Here is a 6,636-nt window from a genome sequence, read left to right on the forward strand (position 1 = left end):
AACGAGGCGGCCCGGTTTGCCGCAGAAAAGGGATACGATGCGTTCACGACGACTCTTCTGATAAGCCCTTACCAGAAGCACGAGCTGCTTAACCAGCTCGGAGTAGAAATCGGGAGCCATTACGGTATCGAGTTTAAGTACTGGGATTTCAGGCCAGGGTTTAGAGCGGGGCAGGAGAGGGCTAAAGAATTAGATATGTACCGGCAACCGTATTGCGGATGCATTTACAGCGAACTCGAACGGTACGCGAAGAAACTCAATACAACCATGGATGCTGTAAGGGGAAACAATCGTGAATCTCGAACAACTGGGTAGGGTTTTAACTATAGTGTGGTGTTACGGTTGCTCAGGCGGTAGGTGAAACGTTGAAAACGGCGGAATTTGACTACGAGCTGCCTAAAGAATTTATAGCTCAGGATCCGGTCGAGCCGCGAGATTCCTCGCGGCTTATGATTGTCCACAGAAACACGGGCGAAATCGAGCACCGTATATTTAGGGATATCGAATCCTACCTTATCCCCGGGGATTGCCTAGTAATTAACGATACCAAGGTTATTCCCGCACGCCTTAAGGGGCGAAAAGCGCATACAGGCGGAAGCGTCGAGATATTTCTCTTAAGCGAAGTCGAGCATAATCTCTGGGAAGCCCTGGTCAGACCCGGCAGAAGATTGAGCCCCGGCACTGAAGTCGTGTTCGGGGATGGCCGGCTGGTTGCCAGGATAGAAAAGCGCCTGGCAGGAGGGGAACGGCTCGTTGCCTTCCACTATGAAGGCGACTTTAACCAAGTACTCGAGGAACTGGGTGAGGTCCCGCTGCCCCCGTATATAACAAAACCGCTGGATACGCGGGACAGATATCAGACCATATATGCCCGCGAGCGCGGGTCGGTTGCGGCGCCAACCGCAGGTCTTCACTTTACACCCGAGCTTATGCGGAGCCTTGAGAAAAAAGGCGTCACCATTGTGGCGGTCAACCTTCGCGTGGGCCTGGATACATTTAGGCCGGTCAGAGAAGAAGTCGTCGAAGACCACAAGATGCACAGCGAGCCGTATAGCGTATCATCTGATGTCGCGGCTGTGATAAACGAAGCAAAGGGGCACGGCAACCGGGTTATCGCCGTCGGCACGACTTCGGTACGGGTTCTTGAAACCGCAGGCAAGGCGGGCAGGGTAGCGGCCGGAACGGATTCTACAAAATTGTTTATTTATCCGGGCTACGATTTTAAAATAATCGACGCCATGATAACCAACTTCCACCTGCCGAACTCGACGCTTCTAATGATGGTTGCCGCATTCGGCGGTCAAGGGCTTATAATGAAAGCATATCAAGAAGCGATCGCCGAGCACTACAGGTTCTACAGCTTCGGCGACGCGATGTTTATCGTGTAGAACAAGTAGAACAAGGGGACGTTGTTTCCTGTGGGTCCTTATTGCTGCGCAACATAAGTTAGGAAACACAGTAAACAACGTCCCCTATAATAAGTTAGGAAACATAGTAAACAACGTCCCCTATAAATAACTATAATAAAATAAGAATATGATAAAATTCCAACTCATCCATGAAGATAAAAAAACAAAGGCCAGGGCGGGTATAATACATACGCCGCACGGCGATATCGAGACGCCGGTGTTTATGCCGGTTGGGACGCGGGCGACCGTAAAAGCGATGACGCCGGAGGCGCTTAAAACGATCGGCGCGCAAATCATCCTCTCAAATGCGTACCATTTGTACTTAAGACCCGGCCATGACCTTGTAAAAGAGGCCGGTGGGTTGCATAAATTTATGAACTGGGACAAGCCGATTCTTACCGATAGCGGCGGTTTTCAGGTATTCAGTTTGAGCGAGATGCGAAAAGTAACCGAGGAAGGCGTCGAGTTCCGCTCAATAATCGATGGCTCGACACATTTCTTTACCCCAGAGAAGGTTATGGAGATCGAAGAATGGATCGGGGCCGATATAATCATGGTTCTCGATGAATGCACGACCTATCCATCCGAAAAGCAATATGTGGAGGGTGCGGTCAGGCGAACCTATGAGTGGGCCAAGCGCTGTAAGGCGGCCCACGTTACCGACCAGGCGCTGTTTGGGATAGTGCAGGGCGGCACATACGAGGATTTAAGAAAGATGAGCGCCGAGCTGACCGCCGAGCTTGATTTCCCCGGATATGCGATCGGGGGCTTAAGCGTCGGCGAGCCGCATACCCTTATGTTCGAAGTCCTCGATTACACCGTCCCGTTGCTGCCCAAAGACCGACCGCGTTACGTCATGGGCTTGGGCAATCCAACAAGCCTTGTCGAATCCGTTGCGCTTGGCGTGGATATGTTCGATTGCGTTCTCCCCACACGGATTGCCAGAAACGGCCTGGCTTTGACATCGGTCGGCAAGGTAAATATCAGAAACGCAAAATATGCGCGCGATTTTGATAAACTGGACCCAAACCACGATTGCTACACATGCAATAACTTCAGCAGGGCGTATTTGCGCCACCTCATTAAATCCGATGAGATCCTGGGGGCGGTGCTTTTAACCTGGCACAACCTCTCGTACCTCATAGATGTAATGGGTGAGGTAAGAACGGCCATTCTTGAAGACCGGTTCGCCGAGTTCAGGGCGGATTACCAGATCAAGCACGAGAAGGAATTCGGAGTAGTGTAATCAAGCCTTCGGCACCACTCGCCCACAGAAGGACTAGAACCGGCAAAAGAATGGAAGATAAGTATAGTAAGTAATTAAATTCAACAACCGGTAATCAGCCACGGGAGGGCGCCATGTTAAAAAGCCAAATCGGGGGAACCCAGCTCACCATCATCATCTACATTGTTATATTCGCCGCTCTGTACTATTTTCTTTTAGTTTTACCTCAACGAAGACGCGCACAAGAGCGGCAGAGGCTAATCGACAGTTTAAAAGTAAACGATGAAATAATCACCGTTAGCGGCATCATCGGGACCATAAAGAGCATAGGAGAGGATACATTTACGCTGCAAATCGACGACAATGCAACCGCCACAATGACAAAGGATGCCGTTGCCGTTAATATAACCGGGCAGCAGCGGCAGCAGCTTGAGCGTGAGAAAGCCGCGTAACCAATAATCTAGCAAAAGAAGGAAATACTGTAAGAATCTAGAATATAGAATAGTAATAGCACTTATTATACCCAGCAGGCATTGCGTCACTCGCGGTCGAACGGTATGGCGATGGATGAAGTAGTAAACGAAGCACAGAATGCAGAACTAATAAAAGAACTAAAACAAGAACCGATTAATGAACTGGATCAGTTCGTGAAATACCTGTCTGCCGAGCGCAACCTCTCGCCGAATTCCGTGGATGGTTACACGCGCGATGTCCGCCAGTTTTTGAAATTCATCGAAGCAACCGGCAAGCGCATTCAGGATGTCGACCACCGTACGATCCGAACCTACTTGGGCTTTCTGCAAAAGCAGAACTATTCCCGCAGGAGCACGGCCCGAAAACTTTCATCGGTTCGCGCATTCTTTAGTTTCCGGCAGCACCATAAGGGAATCGAAAAAAATCCAACCGAGATAATATCGGCCCCGAAGCTTGAGAAGAAACTACCAAATTTCTTACAAGAAGACGCCGTAGATTTACTCCTCGAAGCCCCCGACCAATCGACACCGTATGGAGTGCGCGATAAGGCCATGCTTGAGATGCTGTATGCAACCGGTATCCGCGTAAGCGAACTGGTGGGGCTCGGCCTGGATAGCATCGATTACGGCGCACTGGAGGTGCGGGTATTCGGAAAAGGCCGCAAGGAGCGAATAGTTCCGGTGCATAGCGCTGCGGCCGAGATGGTACGCACCTACATTAAAGACGCACGCAAGGCGCTGGTAAAAAAGCGAGACCCCAAAAAGGGAGCGACGACCGCCCTTTTCGTAAACTACCGGGGTGAGCGATTGACAACCCACGGCGTGCGGCTAATCATGAACAAATATGTCCGAGAGGTGGGCTTGAGCAGGGGAATTACGCCTCATGCGATAAGGCACTCATTCGCGACGCACCTGCTTGAGGCGGGCGCCGATTTGCGGTACGTACAGGAGCTTTTAGGGCACGTTGATTTATCGTCAACACAAGTTTATACTCATTTAAGCAAGGCTCGGCTTAGGGATATTTACATGCGCTCTCACCCGAGAGCTTAGCGTGAAAAAGCGGGGCAAGCTCTTTTAATAGTATTGTTAATAGTACTGCTAAAAGTACTGCTGAAATAGAAGGCCTTAGCCGATAATAACAAGCAAAGCAGGCAGTTGTACAAATAGATATTACAAGATTCGCTTTATAATCCAATATATAACCGGCAAACATTCGCTCGACGGAGGCCCAAGTGGAAACGAAAAAAAAAGCAAAGAAAGTGGCACCAGATGTAAGCCATCTTTGGCAAGAGTATAAAGCCACAAACCGTCAGGATTGCCGCGATCAGCTCATCATTAGCTACTCACCGCTGGTCAAGTATATCGCCAGCCGTATATCCGCCAATCTTCCGCAGAGCGTAGACCAGGCCGACCTGGTAAGCTATGGAATATTCGGGCTAATAGACGCAATAGAAAAATACGACACCACCCGCGAGATAAAGTTCGAGACCTATGCGATCACCAGGATAAAAGGCGCCATCATCGATGAACTCAGAGCCCTCGACTGGGTACCCCGCTCCGTCAGATACCGCGCGCGAGAACTCGAACGCGTCTACTACGAACTGGAAAACAAACTCAGGCGGGTGCCGACCGACGCAGAGGTCGCAGAAGCCATGGGCATGACCATTGAGGACCACAACGAACTGTTAAGTCGGCTCAGCTATACGTCAGTGCTGGCGCTTGAAGAGCTCTGGAGCGTCGGCGAGAAAGACGACAAGGTAAGTCTCATCGATAGCATCGAAGACACCTCCAGCCCCGACCCCTCCATGTCGTTTGAAATGGAAGAAATAAAAGACATCCTGGCAGATGCCGTAACAAAACTCCCCGAGCGCGAAAAAACGGTCATCGTGCTCTATTACTACGATAACCTGACCCTTCGAGAGATCGGCGAGATCTTGGGCGTTACCGAATCCAGGGTATCGCAACTCCACACCAAAGCGGTCTTAAGACTCAAGGCAAAAATGCGCAGCGCCCAGATTATTCAGCGCGAAGCGTAGTCCCGGCAACTAGAAGACTAAAACTTTCGTACAATCTAAGTACCCCTAACGCAATTAGCCAAATTTAACAACAGCTCATCTTTCGTTTTAGGCGGGTTGTCACGGTTCAGAAACCCCTTATTACTTAAATCATCATAAATATCCAGCAACCAAGGTCTTTCCAATTCCGCCTCTTCAAGGAGCTTGAGGTCATAGAAGATTTGCTCCGGAGTACCTTCTCCGATCACTGAGCCTTTATTCATAACAAAAATATAATCGGCCCAGGAGTAGGCGATATCCACATCATGGGTAGACATAATGACTGTAATACCGTCGCTATTTATTTCATCTAGCAGGCGCATTATCTGTCCTTCATGTTTTTTATCAAGCCAAGCGGTGGGTTCGTCACAGACCAAAACCCTTGGCTCCATGGCTAGAATGTCCGCAATAGCCACCCGTTTTTTCTGACCGTAGCTCAAGAAATGGGTCGGCTTATTCTTAAGGTCGGCAATTCCTGTGTCGTCCATGGCTTTTTTAACCCGTTCCTCAACGTCATTTCTGGATAATCCCAGGTTGATTGGCCCAAATGAGATTTCCTGCTTAACGCTTGAGGAAAACAGCTGGGTTTCAGGGTCCTGAAAGATAATCCCCACCTGCTTGCGCAATTCCAGTAGCCGATGATGCTTATAGCTTACTTCCCGGCCATCAAAGAATATTTTTCCCCGGTCCGGCCTCATCAGTCCGTTGAAGTGTAAAAACAACGTTGTCTTACCCGAACCGTTAGGACCTAAAAAAGCGATTCTTTTACCTTTAGGAATAGATATGGTGACATCAACAAGAGCTTGGGTACCATCAACGTAACTGAACCCTAACCCCCTTGTCTCTATGATCGGCTCAATAGACAAAATAGACCCCCTAAAGAAATCTTATATAACCGCAAGACCAGAGACCGGTTACCAGCAAGGCGGTTTCAACAAAGGTGATCATCAGCAGATTGCGTTTGGATAGCGTATAAGAGTTCTCCAACACGTTCAATTCGCCCTGGTAGCACCTGGACATTAGCGTTGTGAAAAGCATTTGTGAGTTGTGATGGGATTTCGTAAACAAGTTGGTCACCAGTTGTCCAAGAGAACGATAAGTGTTCTTAATATTAGCATAACCCCAGCGTGATGCCTGTGAGATGTAAATTCTATCAGTGGTTTCCAGGAGCACAAAGATAAACCGGTAGACCAGGGACATCAACTCGATGAAGAGGGGAGGCAGCCGCAGTTTCTTCAGCATGGCAAATATCTCCAACATCGAGGTTGTGAGGGAAAGAAAATAGAGGCAAGAGACCGCACCCAGAGCTTTGAGAAACAGGTTACCGGCCAGGGCAAGACTCACACCGGTCGCACCAAACCAATACCGTCCTATTCTAAATCCCCACAAGAAGGAATCCGGCGAGGTGGTGGTAAAGTTGAGAGCCACTGTCAAGACTCCTGTTACCAAGAAAAATAGCGGCAACGACATCAGCT

General features: G+C 49.3%; 8 protein-coding genes. 6 read left to right on the forward strand and 2 right to left on the reverse strand.

Annotation, left to right across the window (positions count from 1 at the left end; translation table 11 throughout):
• The 6 genes from COY37_RS11005 to whiG form a co-directional block, all read left to right on the forward strand.
• Positions 1 to 315 (forward strand): epoxyqueuosine reductase QueH (locus tag COY37_RS11005; RefSeq protein WP_286977581.1); only part of this gene is annotated, 315 nt, incomplete at its 5' end.
• 50 nt (positions 316 to 365) lie between these two features.
• Positions 366 to 1,388: a tRNA preQ1(34) S-adenosylmethionine ribosyltransferase-isomerase QueA gene (gene queA, locus COY37_RS11010; protein WP_286677665.1), complete on the forward strand. Its 1,023-nt coding sequence runs from the start codon at positions 366 to 368 to the stop codon at positions 1,386 to 1,388.
• Between the two features lie 148 nt (positions 1,389 to 1,536).
• Entirely contained in the window at positions 1,537 to 2,655 is a 1,119-nt protein-coding gene (gene tgt / locus COY37_RS11015; protein WP_286677664.1) for a tRNA guanosine(34) transglycosylase Tgt, read from the forward strand.
• Positions 2,656 to 2,768: 113 nt separating this feature from the next.
• Positions 2,769 to 3,086 (forward strand): preprotein translocase subunit YajC, encoded by a 318-nt coding sequence (yajC, locus tag COY37_RS11020; protein WP_286677663.1) that lies wholly within the window; start codon positions 2,769 to 2,771, stop codon positions 3,084 to 3,086.
• Positions 3,087 to 3,197: 111 nt separating this feature from the next.
• Positions 3,198 to 4,157 carry a tyrosine recombinase XerC gene (xerC, locus tag COY37_RS11025; protein WP_286677662.1) on the forward strand — a complete coding sequence of 320 codons (960 nt, stop codon included), beginning with the start codon at positions 3,198 to 3,200 and terminating at the stop codon, positions 4,155 to 4,157.
• A gap of 182 nt (positions 4,158 to 4,339) precedes the next feature.
• Complete coding sequence (gene whiG, locus COY37_RS11030) at positions 4,340 to 5,143, forward strand: RNA polymerase sigma factor WhiG (protein ID WP_286677661.1); 804 nt, start codon at positions 4,340 to 4,342, stop codon at positions 5,141 to 5,143.
• 35 nt (positions 5,144 to 5,178) lie between these two features.
• On the opposite strand, the gene COY37_RS11035 is transcribed toward whiG, so the two are convergent.
• Positions 5,179 to 6,027: an energy-coupling factor ABC transporter ATP-binding protein gene (locus COY37_RS11035; protein WP_286677660.1), complete on the reverse strand. Its 849-nt coding sequence runs from the start codon at positions 6,025 to 6,027 to the stop codon at positions 5,179 to 5,181.
• Between the two features lie 10 nt (positions 6,028 to 6,037).
• Positions 6,038 to 6,636 (reverse strand): cobalt ECF transporter T component CbiQ (cbiQ, locus tag COY37_RS11040; protein WP_286977584.1); only part of this gene is annotated, 599 nt, incomplete at its 5' end.

It is taken from the genome of Candidatus Aquicultor secundus, assembly GCF_002791875.1.
GTDB lineage: Bacteria > Actinomycetota > Aquicultoria > Aquicultorales > Aquicultoraceae > Aquicultor_A > Aquicultor_A secundus.

Excerpts from the sequence above, each read along its gene's own strand:
- yajC (WP_286677663.1), top strand. The coding sequence starts at position 2,769 with ATGTTAAAAAGCCAAATCGGGGGAACCCAGCTCACCATCATCATCTAC.
- xerC (WP_286677662.1), top strand. The coding sequence starts at position 3,198 with ATGGATGAAGTAGTAAACGAAGCACAGAATGCAGAACTAATAAAAGAA.
- tgt (WP_286677664.1), top strand. The coding sequence starts at position 1,537 with ATGATAAAATTCCAACTCATCCATGAAGATAAAAAAACAAAGGCCAGG.